The sequence below is a fragment of the Serratia sp. NCCP-200 genome (assembly GCF_059697885.1).
The window spans coordinates 127,393-145,634 of the sequence record NZ_BAAKUJ010000006.1; the positions used below are offsets into that span (position 1 = coordinate 127,393).

The following is an 18,242-nucleotide window of genomic DNA, read 5'->3' on the forward strand; positions in this document are numbered from 1 at the left end:
ACTTCCTGTCTTGGAGGTTATTTATCCAGACGCCCGGTCAAGGCGAGGACGAAGTTGGAGCCCATGTGTTTGAAATGCGGCTGCACATGCAACTGTGTCAGATACCAGCCGGGATCATTCGCGACTTCCTGCACCTCAATGCGTGCAGCGCGTAACGGGCGGCGGCTGCGAACGCTGGCTGGTGGGTTCTCCTGATCGGAGACAAAGCGTTTTAACCAGTTGTTGAGCTGATGCTGCAGGTCTCCCCGATTGCGCCAGCTACCCAGCCGCTCACGCTGCAGCACTTTGATGGTGTGCGCCAGCCGGGTGATGATAAACAGGTAAGGCAGTTGCGCCCCCAGTTGGTCATTGACCCGGGCGTTCATCCCCTCAGGCGTGAGGTCGGTATATTGCGGCGACTGGATTGAGTTGGCCGAATAAAACACCACGTCCTGCCCTTGCTTGCGCACCCCAAGCGGAATAAACCCGGCCATCGACAAGCGGTACTGCCACTGGTCCGACAGCAGCGTCTCGGTTGGGATCTTTTCTTGCCAACGCCCAAGCGCCGCATAGTAGCGAGCGGGCAGGTTACGGAATGCTCCGCCGCTCTCCGCCCCGATAATATTCGGGCACCAGCGATAACGGGCAAAGCTGCCCGCCAGGCAGAGCGCCAGTAAAAAGGCGCTGTTGCCCCACAGCAGGTGCTGATGTGTGGCAATCTGTTCCTGATAGACAAATTGCCGGACCTGCTGTGACGCCGGGGTATAAGGTTCACGCTGCAAAAAACGGCACACGGTCAGCCCCAAATAGCGGGCATCCGGAGTAGCTCTGAGTGCCTGCCAGCGGATATGTGTCGGTGCAGCCATGACCGCATCCAAATCAAGAATGGCGGGCAGGTCGGCCAATGAATCAACGCCGAAGAAGGTGGCGTCTGCCGCCGACAGAAACGGCGCGTGCGCCATGGCGCTGACCACACTGAGGTAGTGTAGCAGTTTGATATCGGCGGCACCGGGGGTGAAATCATAGCAGCCAATCACCGCCGCTACCGGCACCCCACCAAACTGGCCGTAGCCTGCCGAATAGACATGCTGGTAATAGCCCGAGGAGGTAATGTCTGGGGAGAACTCGAAATCCGCCAGCAGCTCTTCCTGGGTGGCATGGAGCAGCGTCAGCTGAATGTTCTCGTGAAACGGGATGTTATCGACCAACAGGGCCAGCCCGCGCCAGGTCGATTCCAGGCGCTGAAACGCCGGAGCATGCAGGATTGCATCCATCTGGGCGCTCAGGCGCCGATCCAGCTCCCGCAGCAGGCGATCAATCAGCAGAATGTTGAGGGTGACGCCACGGCCTTGTTCCGGCAGGGCGCGCAGCAACAGCGCGATATCCGCGTGGCTCACCGCATATTCACTGCCGTGCAGCGTTGCAAGTAGCCCAGCGGCGAGTGAGGTGCGCGGTGGGGAAATGTCTGAATTGGTCTGTAGCGTATCTAACGTAGCCACGGCATCCTTGCTCCCTGGTAAAGCGTCTTGTCCATTATTTTGCGACTCTGCCGCTTCTGGCGGAGTGATTAGCGCTGAACGACGTTGCCGTCAGGCATTACATTCATGTTGTGAAGCAATCAGAGCGGCCCCGCAGGCGGTTTTCATGCCTTCCAGCGCCACAGGCACCCCGCCGACCAGTGTGGTTTCTGCGCCAGTGACAATCGGAAAGACCCCTTTGCATTGCGGACAGGACACCAAATGCCCTACCAGCGCTACGTTCGTCCCGCAGAACTGCATCACTGACGATCCCTGTAACACGACCCCACCATGAGAGGTTTTGTCGCCTTGTAAAATCACGGCCTTCCCTGCCATACGCCCACCATAGTTAGTATTTTCTTATCAGATTACAGGATGTTTAGAATGGAAAAAAGTTGAAATATAACGGTGATTAATGAATCTGTGAGCAGCATAGGAATAAAGGGGATCTTTTAGCATCAATCTGGAGGCATTGATAAAGCGTTCATTGCATTGCTTTAACCAGGATGAGGTCAGCGAACTCAAACCGGCTCCGACCGATTTATCTACGTCTTAAATGTGCATCAGGTAAAACAAACTCACAATTAGTCACCATAGGTTATTAGTTTATTTGTTCATAATAAACTAACGTTGCAATTGGTTGTGTTGCTTTTTTGCTCGCCATCGAGGCGACAAGCAACATGACTCTGCCATGTTGCGCCATGTGTCACGAGTTGTCTCAGCGAAGCGCGGTTGAAGTCGTGAGAGGAGAGGCGTAATCATTGCCAACAAGGAGAGAGTGAATGTTCAAACGTATTATGGTGACAGTAGTGGGAATGTTGTTGGGCGCGATGGCGCCGCTCTATGCCTACGAAGGGGATAAAAAGTGGGGGCGCGCCACCGCCTATACAGTGAAAGGGGACGGGTTATCCAGTTTTACCCTGATTTGCACCACCAACGGCACGCCTTATGTCATTTATGTCAATGAAGAGGGTCAGCGCTTCACCAACCATGACTTTGAGACGCAACCCGTGCTGCTATTTATCTCTGTGGATGGTGGCGAAGCGGTGTTGGTGAATGAGCTGACGTCCTCCACGGGGTTGCGGGCGTTTGCGAGCGCCTGGGAGAAATTGCGCCAGGGAAAACAGTTGGCCGTGTGGAGTGATGACGTTTTTCCCTCCACCTTTACGTTACGTCGCGCTGCCGATAGCCTGCCGCCGCTGGCATCCAGCGGGTGTGTGCCCGAGGTGGTCTTTACGCCATTACCTACTCCATAACGAAGTCGCTACGTTATCCTTTACGCGGGGTCGCCAGCAAAGAAGTCACAGTGCGACCCCGCTCACCGTGATATAATCCTGCAGGCTGGTCGTTGGCTGGCTATTTATCTTGTTTTTAAGTAACTTTTTGATTTGATGCTCTGAGCTGTTCATCTGCGGTAATCAAGGGAATGGGCGCACCATCACGGTGCTTTCAAGTGTTTCACATGGGATAAAGGCAGGATAATTCGCGATGTGAAATGAGTCTCGAGTGTTTGAAGAGGTAGTATGAATCAACGAAAGCATTTGACGCAGTCAGAGGTGGAGCGTCTCTTGAACTGTGCGAAGGAGAGCCAAAATCCGCAACGGGATTATTGTCTGGTGTACATGAGCTTTATTCACGGATTTCGCGTCAGTGAGGTCTGTCGATTGAGGCTGTCGGACATGGACCTGCGGGCGAAGAGCTTGTATATCCGGCGGATGAAGAATGGGTTTAGCACCAATCATCCGCTGCTGAACAACGAAATAAAAGCGATACGCGCCTGGTTAAAAATCCGCAAGACCAAGCCGGGGGCAGAGAGCGACTGGTTGTTTCTCTCTCGCCAAGGCGGTCAACTGTCACGCCAGCGGGTGTACCAACTTATCAGCGGATTTGGGGTGCAGGCCAATATCCCCGTGGTATCGCATCCGCATATGCTTCGCCATGCCTGCGGTTTCGCGCTGGCCGACCGGGGTATTGATACGCGTCTGATACAGGACTATCTGGGGCACCGTAATATTCGTCATACGGTCAGTTACACGGCCAGCAACGCTGAACGCTTCGAAGGGGTGTGGCAAGGAAAAGTTAAACTGCGAGGGAGACAAATAGGACCAAACTGTTAAAGTCATTCTAGATTGGCTTTTTGAAAAGCGCAATACTTTTTTACATCTCCACTACTTAATTTATACCTTATTGTAAACAAAGGCAAAAGTGCTTTGTCTTTTTCTCCTGATTGTCATTTCCTTCATTTTTCGCCTCATCTTGAATCCACATCCTTTACTTAATTCCTTTTGTTAGTCTTATTTTTAAAAATTAAAAATAGTTTTATCTATTAAAAATCAAAATATTACCGGTGCTTTACTTCGCCATTTTGGTGCGAATTGGGTAATTCGTCTGCTTCAAAACGAGATAGTCAAAATGGTCCTAATTGACTAACTGGAATGATGCCTTTTAGACAGTGACGGTGAGGTTCAGGTGCCGAATGTCGGGGCGGATACGACATGGTGTCGTCGATTTTTTCTATCGAAATTAACAAGGTTTAAGTAAGGAGTACTTTACGTATGTTGAGCAAGCAGCGTTTTATCAAATCTGTTCTGGGACTGGCATTGCTGTCCGCAGGCACCGTGGCGTCAGCGGCAATTGTAACCGGCGGTACCGTTCACTTCACCGGCCAGATTGTCAACGCGGCCTGTGCGGTTAGCGCGGACTCCGTTGATCAAACCGTGAAGATGGGTCAGTTCCGCACGGCTAACTTTACTTCTGTAGGTGCACGCTCCAATGCGGTGCCGTTCACCATCAAGCTGGAAGACTGTGATACTAGCGTGTCAACCACAGCGGCAGCCTCATTCTATGGCAGCCTGGATGCGAACGACCCGACTGTACTGACCGTGAGTAATATCGCTGGTGGTGCCGCCGGTAGCGCATCTGGTGTGGGCATTGAAATCTCCGATCACACCGGCAAAGTGTTGAAGCCGGACGGTTCCGTGTTCTCAACGGCACAGAAACTGGTTGATGGCTCCAACGTGCTGAGCTTCACCGCCCGCTACAAGTCCACCAAAACCGCCGTCACTCCGGGTGAAGCGGACGCGGATGCGACCTTCAAGATGGAATACAACTGATTTTTTGTCCTGTGACATGTTGACCGCCGGTAACGGCGGTCTTTACCGATAAACAGGAGGCGAAAGTGTGCAAAAAACAGTTGTGCGCAGGGATCGTGCTCCTGCTCATGGCGTCCGGCGATGCCCTGGCAGGGGATCGGCATCACGTCGTGATTGACGGTGGGATCACTCATTTTCGCGGTTCGCTGACGGCGGAAGCCTGTACGGTTGCTACCGATAGCCAAAATCAGACGGTAGACATGGGGCAATTGCGGAGCAACCAGTTCAGCGGAGTGGGAAGTTTGACGTCGCCGGTTGGCTTCAGTATCCGTTTGACGGAATGCAGCACGGCCGTCAGTGACCAGGTCGGCGTGACTTTCTTTGGCGTCACGGACGGCAAGGATCCACTGGTGTTGAAAGCCGGGGAGGGAGTGAATGCGGCCACGGGGGTCGGGTTGGCGTTGTTTGATGAGCAAGGACAAATTATCGCGCCTAATACTCAGCCGCGCGTCTGGAGTCGCCTGCATGAAGGGGATAACAGCCTGCGCTTTCATGCGCGCTATCGGGCAACATCGCGTCAGGTGACCGGGGGGAATGCCGATGTCTTTACCTGGTTCGCGCTCACCTATCAATAATCACGACGATATTTCTATACCGGCATGCCTACCGGGTGCGGAATGAGTAAAAGTGAGGTTTCCGTGTTTTATTCTTATTTTTTCCAATTTAAAAAAGCCATTACCGTCACCGGTCTCAGTGCGTTGTTAATGTTGCCGTCGTTTTCCTGGGCGGGCGGTATTGCGCTTGGCTCTACGCGTGTGGTTTATCCGGCGGATGCACGACAGGTTTCGCTGGCGGTCAATAACAGTGATGAACATAACCGGTATTTGATTCAGACCTGGGTGGAGAATGAAGCGGGCAAAAAAACGGAAGACTTTATTGTGACACCGCCGTTATTTGTCAGCAAACCGAAAAGTGAAAATACACTGCGCATTATTTATAGCGGTGAAAAACTGCCCCAAGATCGCGAGACATTATATTGGCTGAACAGCAAGGCGATCCCGTCAATCAATAAGGACGAGGTCAAAGATAATAATGTTCTGCAAATTGCCGTGCTGGCCCGCATAAAGATGTTTGTTCGCCCAGCCGGGTTGGCGGAAAAGTCGGCGGATGCGCCTTCCATGCTGAAATTTAACCGCAGCGGTGATTCGCTGAATATCAGTAATGGCTCACCGTTTTATGTGACGCTGGTGAATATGTCCATCGGTGGTCGGAATATCGATACCACGATGGTGCCGCCAAAATCCAGTGCGCGCGTGGCACTGCCGAACGGGGTGGCAACGGGAACATTAAGCTATCAAACAATTAACGATTACGGTGCCAATACGCCTGCAACCAAGGTTCAGATTAACTGACGGGTAAAGTCTGACGGCAGGAGCTGAATATCAGAATTAAGTAACAGTGCGCGGTCAGAAAATAGCGACTGCCCGTTTGTGCTGCCAGAGGAGTAAGTTATGCAGTATTTCAAACTGCCGGCGTATTTCAGGAAAAATGCCGTGTGGGCCAAACTATCTCTGCTTCCGTGCTTTGCCATGATGGGGTTGGGTGTGAATTTTAGCTACGCGGAAGAGTATTTCAACCCGGCGTTTCTCTCCGGCGATGCTTCGCAAGTAGCGGACCTATCCCGTTTTGCGCAAGGGGAAGGTCAACCGGCTGGAATGTACCGTGTTGAGGTCTACATTAATGAGGAATATATCGGCACGCAGGATGTGCGGTTTGATGCGTTGCAAAAAGGCCGGAAAGGGGCGGACGACACTGGTCTGATGCCTTGCCTGTCTCGTGCCTGGCTGGAGAAGCAGGATGTTAACATTCAGGCGTCGCCAGCGCTGCTGAAGCTGACGGGAGAGCAATGTGCCGACCTGCCTGCGTCGTTTGATAAGGCGCAGACACGCTTCGAGTTTGAGCGCCAGCGTCTTGATATCAGCATTCCTCAGGCGGCGTTCAGGAATAACGTTCGGGGATATATTCCGCCTGAGCGTTGGGACAACGGCATCACGGCCGGCTTGCTGAACTACAGCTTCTCGGGGAGCAACAGTAAGAACACCCAAAGCGACGCCAATTACAACAGCTATTTCCTGAACCTGAACAGCGGGCTGAACATCGGGCCGTGGCGACTGCGTAATTATAGTACCTGGAATTACAGCGAAAATGGGCGCTACCGTAACAACACTTGGCGTAACGTCAGCACCTATGCGCAGCGCAGCATCATTCCACTCAAGAGCGCCTTGACGATTGGTGACAGTTACACCGAAGGGGATGTGTTTGACGGCGTCGGTTTCCGCGGTGTGCAGCTTGCCAGCGATGACAGCATGCTGCCGGACAGCATGCGCGGCTTTGCGCCGACCGTACGTGGCGTGGCGAACAGCCCGGCGCAGGTGACCATCCGACAGAACGGGTATGAGATTTATCAGACCTACGTACCGGCAGGGGCGTTCGAAATCACCGACCTGTTCCCGACCTCAACCAGTGGCGACCTGCAGGTCTCCGTGCGTGAAAATAACGGTACCATCAGCCAGTTCACCGTGCCGTATTCGGCGGTGCCGGTACTGCAACGTGAGGGGCGGGTGAAGTACGCCCTGACGGCCGGTGAGTTCCGTTCCGGCTCTGACCTGCAGGACTCGCCGGACTTTTGGCAGGGGACGCTTATCTGGGGGTTACCGGCAGGGGTGACGATGTATGGCGGCTCCCAGTTGTCGGACAACTACCAGTCCTTTGCGTTTGGTGCAGGTAAAAACCTGGGTAACTGGGGGGCAGTCTCAGCGGACGTGACGCATGCACGCAGCGTGCTGCCTGACGACAGCCAAAAAGAAGGGCAGTCGCTGCGCTTCCTGTACGCCAAGTCGTTGAATGATTACGGCACCAACTTCCAGTTGCTGGGGTATCGCTACTCAACCCAGGGGTTCTACACGCTGAGCGAAACGGCGTGGCGCCAGATGGAAGGATATCGCCTGAAGACGCAGGACGGCCCGGTTGATACGAAACCGGAGCTGTTGGACTACCACAACCTGTATTACAGCAAGAAAGGACGGTTGCAACTCAACATCAGCCAGCAAGTGTTTGATGTGGGCACGGCGTACGTGACCGGTAGCCACCAGACCTACTGGCGGACCGGTGAGAAAGACCAACTGTGGCAAGTGGGGTATAGCGGCAACTGGGAAGACATCAACTACAACCTGAACTGGTCGTGGAACAAGAGCCCGGGCCTGAGCGATGCGGACCGTCGCGTGGCATTCAACGTCTCGGTACCACTCAGTCGCTGGCTGACGGGGACGGGGAAGGCGCGCGATATCACCAACTCGACCAACACGGCTTACGCCACGTATTCGGTGACGCATGACGCGGACAACAAGGTTGCTCAACAGGCGGGCGTCAGTGGCACATTACTGGATGACAATAACCTCAGCTATAGCGTGCAGCAGGGCCACACCACGAAGGGCGGCGGTGCTACCGGTACGGCGAGTTTGAGTTATCAGGGGCGCTATGCAAACAGCAATATTGGCTACAGCTACGGCAAACACTACCAGCAGGTGAACTACGGCCTGAGCGGAGGGGTGGTGGCGCATGCGGACGGCGTAACGCTCAGTCAGCCACTGGGTGATACCAACGTTTTGGTCAAGGCGCCGGGCGCAGACGGCGTTCGGGTGCAGAACGCGACAGGGGTGAGCACCGACTGGCGGGGGTATGCGGTGGTGCCGTATGCCACTTCTTACCGGGCGAACCGTATTGCGCTGGATACGACCACGCTGCAGGACAACGCCGAGCTGGAAAATGCTGTCACCAACGTGGTGCCAACCAAAGGCGCTCTGGTACGAGCCAACTTCGATGCGCGCATCGGCGCCAGGGCGAAAATCACGCTGATGCAGCGTAATGGCAAACCGGTTCCGTTTGGGGCGTCGGTGAGTGATGAGACGGGGGGCGGTGGTGGCATCGTGGGTGATGCGGGTCAGGTATTCATGTCGGGCCTGAAACCTAACGGCAAACTGAACGTGGTCTGGGGTCATGCGGCATCGCAGCAATGCACGGTGAGCTACCAGTTGGGCAAAGACGCAGAGAAGCGCGGCATCAGTTATGCGCGTGCTGGGTGTATTTAATAGTCGGGTGATGACATGAGCAGATTTAATTTACCCTTTGCCGGTAACAAGAGTACGTATTTTTCTTTCTTATTTTGCTTCACTTCACTGTCTTATTTTGGAGATGCAATGGCTGTAACTTGCCTTTCCGGGTGTGGGGATCTTAATTTTCATATTAATAGAAACTTATCGTCGAGTGAAAATGAGGTCGGAAGAACGTATGGTAGTGAAAATATCACTCTCTCAGAAAAGAGGATTCAGCATAATGCCGGGACTGAAATGGAGTGGGTATCTTATATTGGCGGGGCGGTGGCGCCACCGTATACAAATCCGGGGCAATACGTCTATCAAAAAATCGATGATTATATATCCATTGGTTTGAGACGAGGTGAACATTATGCACCATATAATGCGAAGGTCGTGAATGCTACTGGGCCAAATATAGGGGGTGATCGGGTTTTTGAACAGGGTGAAGTGACGACCAATTTGCCTTCTGATATGCAGGTTCAATTAAGGATTGATAAAAAAATTGTTTCAGGGGCTTATTCGAAAAATATTTTGCTGGCGGAGATAGGACGGTGCCAGCCGTATGGGTGTGCATCAAAACAAGTCATTTTACAAAGGATATATGTTGATGTAAATATTAGTGCTTCTCAGTCATGTGAGTTAAATACGGGAGATGTGATTAATATCGACTTCGGTAACTTATCATCCGGTGCATTTAATACTGCTGGCGTTATTGCGCAAGGCGTTCAGCCCAAATCGAAAACGGTCAGCGTCAAGTGTGACAATATTGCCGGGAATGCCCAGCTAACCATGCGCCTGCAGGCGGATAAAACCAATGGCAATATTGTGGTCTCGGATGAGAATAATGATGTCGGGTTCCGCGTGACTAATAATAACGGAACTTCACTGGTTCCAAATAATTTATCCAGTGTGATCCCTTTCGTGCTGGATAGCAATGCACGTCAAAACGTCACTATTCAGGCCTATCCCGTCAGCGTGACTGGTAATAAACCGACTGAAGGGCCAGTGACGTCTCGGGCGTATTTGCGTGTGGACTTCCCCTGATAAATGGAGAATGAATAATGCTATCTATTGACTCCATCACCCGTTCTCCTTATCGGAAGGGCGTGAAGTTTATTCGTCCGCTCATTTTCGTAGCGGGGTTAAGTGCCTTGACACCCGCCTGGGCGGACTTGGGCGTGATTAACCTCTATATGCGCGCAACGTTGATACATCCAGCCTGCTCACTCAGCACGGACTCAATCGACAAAACGGTAAACCTGGGTATTTGGGCGACCAAACAGTTTGTGGAAACTCCGGCTGTGATGCCGTTAACGCGCTTTACCATCAACCTTGAGGATTGTGGACCTACACCTGGCGTCAAGGTCAGTTGGAGTGGAACGCCGCATGCTAATAACAGTGGGTTATTCGCTCTAACGGCAGGTAGTACGGCAACAAACGTTGGTGTGGAATTGCTGGATTGGAACCGCAAACGCATTGCTCCGGGTTACATCACACCTACCTATGGGTTTGCAATGAATGCTCCTGGCGTATCGATCCCGTTTTATGCCCGCTATGTCAGGGCAGGCGGTGCCGTCACGGCGGGGACGGCCAATTCAATGGCGACATTTACGCTGGATTATCAGTAATACCGTTTTGCTCGAAGTCAAACACGCTTCCGCCTAAACCGGGTTTGCCTGGCGTGATAGGAAAATTGTTTGCGTGCACGGAGCGTGCTGAGTCTTACAGCGAAATATTAAGAGCTAATTTTTGAGGCAGAGGGCAGTGATAATGAAAATGCGCATAATGTCAGGAGTGATTTTTTCGCTGATGTCAGCGGGAGCCATGGCGGAAACAATTTCATCCGGTTTTTACCTTTCCGGCAAACTCGGAGCATCACAGTTCCGTAATTCGGAGAATACGGCGAGTGAAGCGGGGACTACGGTAGGGGCTTTGAACTGGGATATGGGTAAATCGCAGTTGGAGAATACTTCCTCTTCAGTGTTCTCGCCGTCGATTGCCGTGGGTTATCGCTTTGCGGACGACTGGCAGCAGCCTGTCAGGGCGGAGCTGGCCTTCCAGACCTTCGGTAAATCCGAGAAAGACTTCTCGTTCAAACCGTCAGCCAACGGTTATTGGAACGGGGATGCTAAAAACAACTTCGCGTTACCGGCGACAGCCGACGTTCGTCAGAAGACACGCGTCAATACATTGATGGTGAACGCCTTCTATGACTTCCCGCTGGGCAACGACATTACACCGTATGTCATGGCAGGGGTGGGGGCAGCATTCGTGCGACACAATATCGCGACCAGCAGCAATGTGGGCGGACAGGCGTTGGCCGAAGACGGCTACAGCAGCAAGAAGACCAATCTGGCCTGGGCGTTGGGAGCCGGCGTTGCCTGGGATGTGACAGAACACGTCTCGGTAGAACTGGGTTACACCTATACGGATGCGGGGGACATTACCACGCATTGGTCTGCGGCCAACGGTATCATCAAAGGGGATGGCGATGTGCATTCTAAGATGCAACTGCATTCTCTACATACCGGTGTACGCTACCACTTTTAACCTCATCCCACATTGAATGACGGCTGCCGATGAGGTTTTCATACCTAATGTGACGTATTGGCACCCCTGGCGGATTGCTGTGCTGTATTTTTATGTGTTTGCCTAAATATCAGGCCAAGGGCATTCTATGTGGGAGATTATTGCTGCTGGTATACTGTTTGTTTTTTCTGTTTTTTGTTTTATTAAACATTATGGAGTCGTCAGAAACCGAAGTCTGAATACATTTAATCGACATGAAAATAAAGGTAATTAACCATTGGATAACTGAGCGTGGTTATTTGTCAGGCTTTATTTTAACGATGTGTTTATCGAGCTAACCTACTTAATTACATCTATTTTTTCATGCGCGCGGCGGGTGGATGTGACATGTAGAAGAACGTTGTCGATAGACGAGCTGGCGTGACTTATGGGGTTATCAGGGCGAAAATTGTTTGACGCGCGCTCAGTGTTTTTACTTCTTAATTCCGCAAGCTAACACGCCAAGAGCTTTCGCCAATATATGCGCTTTTTGTGTAATGGTGGAATTTCAATTTATACGGTTGACGTTATTTCTCGATGGGTAACGTATTACGGCAAGTGCGATGAGCAGTGAGTGATGGAGATAATGTGTTCATGACATTTTTGGTGGCTCTGGCCGTACTGGTGATGTTGTGGATGGGTATCACGGCATTGCTGATTGGCGGATTGTGGATGTTACCTCCCCCACAACCCGCTCCTGCCTGGTGGCTTTGGCGATTTTTGCGCGGGGATACCGGGATGCTTGGGTCGCTGCGCATCGGGGCACTCATGATTGGTACCATGTGGTGTTCTCAGATAGCGGGGTTTTCTCTTTCGCCACCTATCCAAAACTCGTTGAGCCTGCTGCTGGGCATGGCGACTTTGGTTGCCGTGTTTAACGCAGGCCGCTGCGTTGCACTGTCTCCGACCGAAGAAGTGGTGTTTTGTGGCGCGCTGGGAGCCGCCTGGATGGGCATGCTGGCACTGGGATGTTACTGGCTTCTTTTCCCGTGAATGCAGGGTAACACCGCGCATGACATTGATTGCAGCGAGTCGCTCGCAAGGAGAGTAGAGATATGGCTGACCCCCAAAGCAATCGACTTTATACCTATGACTATGCGCCCGGCCTGGCTCGGTATGCATCAGCGCCTGGTGAGGCACACGGCTGGTTTGTGGCATGTGTTGATGCCTGTAGCTACGGCCGTATGGGGCTGCATTCCGCGTTAAAACATCCTCCCTTTATGAAAGGGGGGAAGCGTGTCGTCGGTGTCAGTTCGTTGGATGAGGCGCTACAGACGACGTGGCCCTATGCATTAGATAATCAGATTGTGCGGTGCCTGGTCGTGCGACTGCCGTTCCTGACCCGGGAGGCGTTAATAGCGTTGTTGCAACTGAGTGAGATGATGCCGTACGCGGCGGTGCGTTATCATCAGGTGGTGGTGCTATCACCCTTTGATGTTGCGGGCGTACAGCCCCTGCTCATCGCTATGGGAATGGCCAATGTGCGTATTGTGGACGCTCGGCTTTCTCTGCCGGCACTGTGTAGTGCGGTATTAGCCACGCCAGAGGAATGGATGGCTGAGAGGGGTGGGATGAGTCACGAATTGACAGAACACGAACGTAGCGTATTGCGTCAAACACTGCAGTTTCGCTCTGTTCCACAACAGGCAAGAACGCGGCAAGTTAGTGTGAAGACCGTTTACAGCCAGCGGTTCAGTGCATTAATGAAACTGGGCGCGCAGGACATACGCTCTTTGTTAACTCTCCTTGCCCCGGCAAAAAAAGAATGACGAGCAAAGCCAAAGAGGGGGCGAGCACCGATGCACTCCCGACAATGTGAGAGCGGCGGTGGCGATGAACCAGTGGGCATGGTGGCTGGCATCTCTCGCTGCTGCGAGCTGCGTGGTGATGGAATTTCCGGCGCAGGATGTGGGTGACCTCCTCTCCCACTACGCACATCTTCTGATGAAGGCTTATATAAGATGATCTGGCACTAAGGGGAATTGAACGCTCCCTGCGTGTTGCCGCCTGCTGTAGGGGAAAGTGTGTGCCACGAGGGAGCGCGACATCGTCATGAATGCGGGTAGCTGAGCAAGATGACGATGAGAAGTTGATTTATTCATCAACGCTCTTCGATACGCGGTGAACGTCACAAATATTCGATTTCATTTCACATATCTCTTTTTAATTTGAAAATTATTGTTACGTTTCACTAAGAATATTCTTAGCTGTAGCCAAAGAGAGCGTAATGATGAAGCGTAAATATTTAACCGGGGAAGAAGTGCGTAGTCTATTGAGAACGATTTCAAAGGATAGGGTTTCGTATCGCGATTACTGTATGGTGAGTATGGCCTTTTTACATGGGCTAAGGGTGAGCGAGCTGACGGGCCTGAAAGTGACGGATTATGACCCTCTATCGAAAATAATACGTATCAAACGCTTGAAGGGAGGGTTGAGTACTAACCATCCGTTATTGCCGGAAGAGAGCGTTGCACTTGGGCGCTGGCTGGCCGAGCGCGAGACACTCCCGGGGCATCAGTCACCGTGGCTGTTTTTATCGCGGCAAGGGAAGCGCCTTTCCCGGCAGCGTTTTTATCAATTACTGCGAGAATATGGCAAACAAGCCAATCTCCCCCTACCTATCCACCCCCACATGCTGCGACATGCTTGCGGGTATAATCTTGCCGAGCGCGGTAACGATACGCGATTGATTCAGGATTACCTGGGGCACCGTAATATCCGACATACGGTTATTTATACGGCGGCCAATGCCGAAAGGTTTAATGGAGCCTGGATGAGAGGGAGTGATGGCTCTTCGAATTCACCGTTGGTATAACGCGAGTTGATATTGCCTAAAAACGTCGGAAGGTAACTTTTTTGACTTTTCGTGTTTTCTGCCAGAATGGTAGATATTGAGAATATTCTATTTTAGCAATGCAGAAAAATTCTCGGGATAAGGGCTCCTCGGGCTAGTAGCCTTTCAAATTGCATGGGAAATATCGTTGATACCGATCGCACCAAAGGTATTCATCCGGGTACGGCTCCCCGTGGTTTCAACCGGTTTATTATCAAACCATAGCTATAAAGAAGGCGAACGTGAGCAAAACACAACCATCCGGGAATTCGGGATAAATCGCTAAAGGTGTTTTTGCGTGGTTGGCATAAAAAATCCTGCTTGTCGGTATGTCGGTGGAGATCAGCTTCAACACGCTGGACGGTTGGAATACAACCCAACCGCCAGCAGCCCCAAATGCGGCTCAGTTAAACGTCACCAGCATTTCTGTAGAGGCAGTGACCGCACCGAATGGCACGCTACTGCCTCCTGAACACAGTCGCCAGGTGAGCTGATTGGTCAAGGTTTTGCTGCTTTCCGCATTGGTGATGCTGCCCAGTTTTATGAGGGAGTTATCAAAGCGCAAGCCGGTTGTGGCCTTACAGTCGCCACTGCCGGTCACCCCGTTATCAATTTCCCCGGTGATATAGCCTCCCTTCTGGTTTAATGCCAGCCGTGAGGGTGCACTGTTGTACAGACCGCTGATGGCGCGGAACTGCAGATTGATATTGGCATTTATCTGGTCAGTAGGCTGCCCGCAGGTGGCAACCAGTTGCACGGGCTTCACCGCCAGTTCCGCATTGGCCTGGGTATTGCGAATGACCGATCCGAAGTTGATGGCCGTCGGGGTATTCACGCTACATTCCAGCGTGGAGATGCGCAGGGAAATATTGGTGGGCAGTATAGAGGTCCTTCTATCCCCTGAGGTAGTGGCGGAAAAGCTACCAAAATACATGGGGGGAACTGAACCCTCTCCAGCTTTTTGGCTGCCGTCCGCCACCAGTACCCAGGTGCCTGAGAGCGTCGCCGTACGAGTACCGGAACTTGAGTAAAATGTATCATTCGACGACATGGCAGGGGGCAGGCACCATGTATAGTCTGGCGGTGAGGTAATATTCCCTTGTGACGTTGAGGAGCCTCTGGTTTCTGGCTGGCCAATGGTGCCAGTCAACTTCCCCTGTGAATTGTTACTTAGGGTATAAGTGGCGCTACCCGAGGCCCGAGGCATCAATCCGACTCCAGGTACCCCGGTCAGCGGGAAGGCCAAATAGCCACCAATGCTTTTCAATTCATTTGAGGCCATACACCGGGTCATTGACTTGGAGACTGACAAGAGTCCGTATATGGGATCAAGTTTCGGATGATCGAGAGGGCCACTTAATGTCGCGTTAAACGGCATGCCCTCCCATAGGATCCCTGTGCCCTTACCGATGGTGATGGTTTCCGCCAGAGCGGGGGCCGCAAGGGGTATCATTAACGCCATGCTGGCGATACCGTATGATGCTGTCTTTATCAAACGTTGTTTAATCACTGTCCTTCCTCACATTGCACATTCAGCATGCGCACTGGATTATTTGCTGATACTGCTGCCTTGCTCAGGCTGAAGTGGGCCAGGCACTGCTGCGCAGCCCCACGGCCCCACGCCGCGCGCAATTTTCCCTGTTCCGGCAACCCGCTTAGGTACACCTGGCCGGCATCACCCACGATGCCGCTGTTGATCTCCGCGCCCTCCCCGGTCAGTGTCACGAGCGTGCCGAAGGGTACCGGCATGCCAGCCTGGGTCAGGGTTATCAGCGCCTGATAGCCGGTGCGTGGCGTAAACGTGGCCGCTACCACCGCCCCTTTGGTGGGATAGACATTGGTGCTGCTCTGCGGCAGGTCGACATCTTCCGGCAGCGTCGACGGGTTCAGGCTCACCGTGTTGTTCTGGTAAGGAGACAGGTACGGCACCACTGCATAACCGCGGCTGTCGGTACGGACTCCGCCGTTCATCACGCTCACCCCGGCAGCGCCCGGTGCACGAACCACTGCTACTGAATTGCCCAGTTGCTGGCTCAGCGTCACCCCGTTGGGGTGAACTACCAGCCCCCCGTTACCACTCACATTCAGCGAGTTATAGCGGCTGCTGTGGCTGTACCCGGCGCTGACCATGCCCTGGCTCCCCTGCCAACCCAGATTCAGGTTGCTGGTGCTACCCCCGTTGCCACTCTGGTTGTTGTTACTCCATCCCTGCATCAGGCTATAGGACAGGCGGTCTTCCGCCGCCGAGCCGCTCACCCCCACTTGTTGCCGTACACGGCCTTCACTGTCGTGCGTCATCTGATAACTGGCGTAGCTGCGGTTGAGGGCGGGTTGCGCGCTGAACAGGCTGAACGGTACCTGCATATTGAACGCCAACTGGCGGTTCTGCGGCCAATCCCCGTCGGATTTTATCCGGTCAACGCTGTAGGCCAGGCCATAGCTCACGCCGTGCCAACTGCCGTTGTAACCTGCCGACAGGGTGTTGTTCACCTGCTCATCGCCCCAGTAATCACTGCGCGCACCCGACAGGTACAGCGAACCAAAACCCCCCAGTTGCTGGGTTATCCGCACCTGGAAATCCGAACGCTGTCGGGCCAGTGCCCAGGGCACCTGGCCTTCACTGAGCTGATAACCGCTGTTGTTGAAGTCGGCAAAGTTGTAATAGTGTCGGGTGGAGTAACGATAAGCCGTCAGGTCCACCGAGGTGCCCGTGCTGAGCAGGCTTTTGGCATAACGTACTCGGTATGACTGGCCGCTCTGTCTTTCTTCATACATGCGGACCGATGAGAGGGTCACGTCCGCCGACATGGCGCCGAAATCCCCCAGCGAAATCCCGCTGCCTGCCACCGCCGAGGCGTATTTCTCCGCTATCAGCCCGCCGCCGTACAACGTGATGTCATGGGGCAGCCCGTAAATCAGGGTGCCCAACGCAAAATGGGCCTCTCTGGAACCGGTGGTGATGCCGCCGTTGTAGCGCCCAGCGGTCAGTTCGTACTTCAACCCACCCGGACGTTGCATCACCGGCAGAGCCGAGAAGGCCTGGGTCCAGGTACGTACGCTGCCATCCGCTTCGGTCACCGTGACCGTCAGGTCTCCCCCTTGTCCGGTCTGGTACAGGTCATTAATCCGAAACGGCCCCGGGGCGACATACGCCTGGTACACCACGTTACCGTTCTGGCTGACGGTAACCCGGGCGTTGCTCTGTGCAATGCCGCTGATCACCGGGGCAAATCCCCGCAGGCTGAGCGGCAGCATGTCTTCGCTGGAGCTCAATTTCACCCCACGAAACGGAATGCTGTCGAAAACGTCATTGCCGGTGTTGTTTTCCCCAGCCAGCACATCCGAACGCCAGGCCTGGATATCGCGTTGCAGATAGGTATTTGAGAAACGGGTTTGCTGGTTGCTTTGCCTGTCGGCATAGCCACTGCGGCTGTTATTGTAGGTGTAGGTCATGTCACTGCGCAGGCGCCAGGCCTGCCAGTTCAATCCGCTGTGCAGCCCCAGAAACAGGTTTTTCTGTTCGCTGTTGGATTGGCCCCACTGTCCGTCCTGACGGCTACGCCCGCCGTTGAGCGTATAGTTGAGTAAAAACGCGGTCATGCCCTGGTCCCATAGTGCAGGGTTAACCACGCTGCTGGCGTCTGGCTTCATCGCCACCTGGGGAATACTGAGTTCCAGGCGCTGTTGCTGAAAATCAAAGTGCACCCGGGCATCAGGGATCAGGGTGGCCAGGTCACTGACGGGCTTGTCGACCGGCAATCCGCCAAAAGCGGGCAATGCGGGGGTATTGATCCCCATCTCTGCCAGGAAGGCCGGGGTCAATTCCGGGCTGACCTGGCCCTTATCACTTGGGGTGAACACGACGCGGTATTGGCCACGCTCGCTGCGGTTGACCAACACCGTCACTAGATAAGTCCCCGGCGGGGTCTGTCCGGCGCTTTCAAACGCACTCAGGTCGGTGACGGCTTCCAGGCCACCACCCAGCGACAACAGCGCCGGGTCAAAGTAGTCGCGGCCCCAGGCTGGAGACGTGCCTGCAATCAATGCGCTGCCCACCAGGAGTGGGAAAAGAGCAAGGGCAAGAGGGTGAATTTTCATT

16 protein-coding genes are annotated in these 18,242 nt (G+C 53.5%); 12 read left to right on the top strand and 4 right to left on the bottom strand.

Annotation, left to right across the window (positions count from 1 at the left end; all coding sequences use genetic code 11):
• Positions 1 to 17: 17 nt before the first annotated feature.
• Positions 18 to 1,478 carry a type VI secretion system contractile sheath large subunit gene (gene tssC, locus AC6HVW_RS19255; RefSeq protein ID WP_497569635.1) on the bottom strand — a complete coding sequence of 487 codons (1,461 nt, stop codon included), beginning with the start codon at positions 1,476 to 1,478 and terminating at the stop codon, positions 18 to 20.
• Between the two features lie 90 nt (positions 1,479 to 1,568).
• The gene (locus tag AC6HVW_RS19260; RefSeq protein ID WP_059199172.1) at positions 1,569 to 1,832 is read right to left on the bottom strand and encodes a PAAR domain-containing protein; all 264 of its coding nucleotides are present in this window, start codon (positions 1,830 to 1,832) and stop codon (positions 1,569 to 1,571) included.
• Positions 1,833 to 2,278: 446 nt separating this feature from the next.
• Between AC6HVW_RS19260 and AC6HVW_RS19265 the strand changes: the two genes are divergently transcribed.
• The 12 genes from AC6HVW_RS19265 (at position 2,279) to AC6HVW_RS19320 (ending at position 14,125) form a co-directional block, all read left to right on the top strand.
• Positions 2,279 to 2,752: a YfjT/YkfB family phage-associated protein gene (locus tag AC6HVW_RS19265; protein WP_021807336.1), complete on the top strand. Its 474-nt coding sequence runs from the start codon at positions 2,279 to 2,281 to the stop codon at positions 2,750 to 2,752.
• Positions 2,753 to 3,019: 267 nt separating this feature from the next.
• Positions 3,020 to 3,613 carry a tyrosine-type DNA invertase gene (locus AC6HVW_RS19270; RefSeq protein WP_209529085.1) on the top strand — a complete coding sequence of 198 codons (594 nt, stop codon included), beginning with the start codon at positions 3,020 to 3,022 and terminating at the stop codon, positions 3,611 to 3,613.
• A gap of 438 nt (positions 3,614 to 4,051) precedes the next feature.
• Positions 4,052 to 4,609: a type 1 fimbrial major subunit FimA gene (fimA, locus tag AC6HVW_RS19275; RefSeq protein ID WP_021807338.1), complete on the top strand. Its 558-nt coding sequence runs from the start codon at positions 4,052 to 4,054 to the stop codon at positions 4,607 to 4,609.
• 65 nt (positions 4,610 to 4,674) lie between these two features.
• The gene (locus tag AC6HVW_RS19280) at positions 4,675 to 5,223 is read left to right on the top strand and encodes a fimbrial protein (protein ID WP_021807339.1); all 549 of its coding nucleotides are present in this window, start codon (positions 4,675 to 4,677) and stop codon (positions 5,221 to 5,223) included.
• A gap of 129 nt (positions 5,224 to 5,352) precedes the next feature.
• Positions 5,353 to 6,000 carry a fimbria/pilus periplasmic chaperone gene (locus AC6HVW_RS19285; RefSeq protein WP_209529181.1) on the top strand — a complete coding sequence of 216 codons (648 nt, stop codon included), beginning with the start codon at positions 5,353 to 5,355 and terminating at the stop codon, positions 5,998 to 6,000.
• A gap of 99 nt (positions 6,001 to 6,099) precedes the next feature.
• Complete coding sequence (locus tag AC6HVW_RS19290; protein ID WP_209529088.1) at positions 6,100 to 8,736, top strand: fimbrial biogenesis usher protein; 2,637 nt, start codon at positions 6,100 to 6,102, stop codon at positions 8,734 to 8,736.
• Between the two features lie 15 nt (positions 8,737 to 8,751).
• Positions 8,752 to 9,786 (top strand): fimbrial protein, encoded by a 1,035-nt coding sequence (locus AC6HVW_RS19295; RefSeq protein WP_497569636.1) that lies wholly within the window; start codon positions 8,752 to 8,754, stop codon positions 9,784 to 9,786.
• A gap of 17 nt (positions 9,787 to 9,803) precedes the next feature.
• Positions 9,804 to 10,370 carry a fimbrial protein gene (locus AC6HVW_RS19300; protein ID WP_209529090.1) on the top strand — a complete coding sequence of 189 codons (567 nt, stop codon included), beginning with the start codon at positions 9,804 to 9,806 and terminating at the stop codon, positions 10,368 to 10,370.
• Between the two features lie 142 nt (positions 10,371 to 10,512).
• The gene (locus tag AC6HVW_RS19305) at positions 10,513 to 11,292 is read left to right on the top strand and encodes an outer membrane protein (RefSeq protein ID WP_037376481.1); all 780 of its coding nucleotides are present in this window, start codon (positions 10,513 to 10,515) and stop codon (positions 11,290 to 11,292) included.
• A gap of 612 nt (positions 11,293 to 11,904) precedes the next feature.
• The gene (locus AC6HVW_RS19310) at positions 11,905 to 12,303 is read left to right on the top strand and encodes a hypothetical protein (RefSeq protein ID WP_497569637.1); all 399 of its coding nucleotides are present in this window, start codon (positions 11,905 to 11,907) and stop codon (positions 12,301 to 12,303) included.
• A gap of 62 nt (positions 12,304 to 12,365) precedes the next feature.
• Positions 12,366 to 13,079 (top strand): helix-turn-helix transcriptional regulator, encoded by a 714-nt coding sequence (locus tag AC6HVW_RS19315; RefSeq protein WP_447886377.1) that lies wholly within the window; start codon positions 12,366 to 12,368, stop codon positions 13,077 to 13,079.
• A 461-nt stretch (positions 13,080 to 13,540) separates the two neighbouring features.
• Positions 13,541 to 14,125: a tyrosine-type DNA invertase gene (locus AC6HVW_RS19320; protein ID WP_447886386.1), complete on the top strand. Its 585-nt coding sequence runs from the start codon at positions 13,541 to 13,543 to the stop codon at positions 14,123 to 14,125.
• Positions 14,126 to 14,546: 421 nt separating this feature from the next.
• On the opposite strand, the gene AC6HVW_RS19325 is transcribed toward AC6HVW_RS19320, so the two are convergent.
• Together AC6HVW_RS19325 and AC6HVW_RS19330 are read right to left on the bottom strand one after the other, a co-directional pair.
• The gene (locus AC6HVW_RS19325) at positions 14,547 to 15,425 is read right to left on the bottom strand and encodes an adhesin (protein WP_497569638.1); all 879 of its coding nucleotides are present in this window, start codon (positions 15,423 to 15,425) and stop codon (positions 14,547 to 14,549) included.
• 224 nt (positions 15,426 to 15,649) lie between these two features.
• Positions 15,650 to 18,241: a fimbria/pilus outer membrane usher protein gene (locus AC6HVW_RS19330; RefSeq protein ID WP_497569639.1), complete on the bottom strand. Its 2,592-nt coding sequence runs from the start codon at positions 18,239 to 18,241 to the stop codon at positions 15,650 to 15,652.
• Position 18,242: the final 1 nt, after the last annotated feature.